At 45.9% G+C, this 1,118-nt stretch carries 1 protein-coding gene; it reads right to left on the bottom strand.

Annotation, left to right across the window (positions count from 1 at the left end; genetic code table 11):
- On the bottom strand, positions 1-1,118 hold a 1,118-nt coding region (locus tag FGM01_RS14435), incomplete at both ends, for a MopE-related protein (protein WP_262710812.1).

Below are 1,118 nucleotides of genomic sequence, written 5' to 3'. Positions count from 1 at the left end.
TCAGAATTTACCCCATCACCATCGGCATCTATCGCATCGGGAGTAGATGGATCACAGTCGTTGTCAATACCATCATATTGTATTTCGGAAGCGCCAGGGTTGATCGAGGCATTGGAATCATTACAATCACCAGTAGTATCTGTTAACTCTGCTTCAGTAAAATGGCTGGCAGGTCTTTCGCAAGTCACCACTGAGGTACCATCGCTATAACCATCCCCATCAGCATCCAAATACCAGGTCTGACCAGGGAACTCATTTGCATCAGCATCATCACAATCAGTATCAGAATTTACCCCGTCTCCATCAGCATCTACCGTATCGGGAGTAGATGGATCACAGTCGTTATCTAAACCGTCATATAATACTTCCGCAGCTCCACTATAGATCGCCGGATTGGTATCATCGCAATCACCTTCGTTTTCTGTTTGTCCGTCTCCATCGTCATCAGTATCGGCTGAACTATCTAAAGTCGCCGGGTTACAGTCATCATCAATACCATTATCCGGAATTTCGGTAGCATTAGGRTTTACCGCCGGGTTATTATCGTCACAATCRGTRTCTGAATTCACCCCGTCACCATCGGCATCTACCGTATCAGGAGTAGATGGATCACAGTCGTTATCTAAACCGTCATATAACACTTCCGTAGCTCCAGAATAGATCGCCGGATTGGTATCATCGCAATCACCTTCATTTTCTGTTTGTCCGTCTCCATCATCATCGGTATCCGCTGAACTATCTAAAGTCGCAGGGTTACAGTCATCATCAATACCATTATCCGGAATCTCGGTAGCATTAGGATTTACTGCCGGGTTATTATCGTCACAATCGGTGTCTGAATTCACCCCATCTCCATCGGCATCTACGGTATCAGGAGTAGAAGGATCACAGTCGTTGTCAATACCATCATATTGTATTTCGGAAGCGTCAGGGTTGATCGCGGCATTGGAATCATTACAATCACCACTAGTATCTGTTAACTCTGCTTCAGTGAAATGGCTGGCAGGTCTTTCGCATGTCACCACTGAGGTACCATCGCCATATCCGTCCCCATCGGCATCTAAATACCAGGTCTGTCCAGGGAACTCATTTTCATCGGTATCATCACAATCGGTGTC

Source organism: Christiangramia sabulilitoris, from assembly GCF_007050985.1.
Classification (GTDB): Bacteria; Bacteroidota; Bacteroidia; order Flavobacteriales; family Flavobacteriaceae; genus Christiangramia; species Christiangramia sabulilitoris.
Note: the sequence above shows the minus strand (reverse complement) of the source record. Positions and strands in the feature narration are given on the sequence as shown.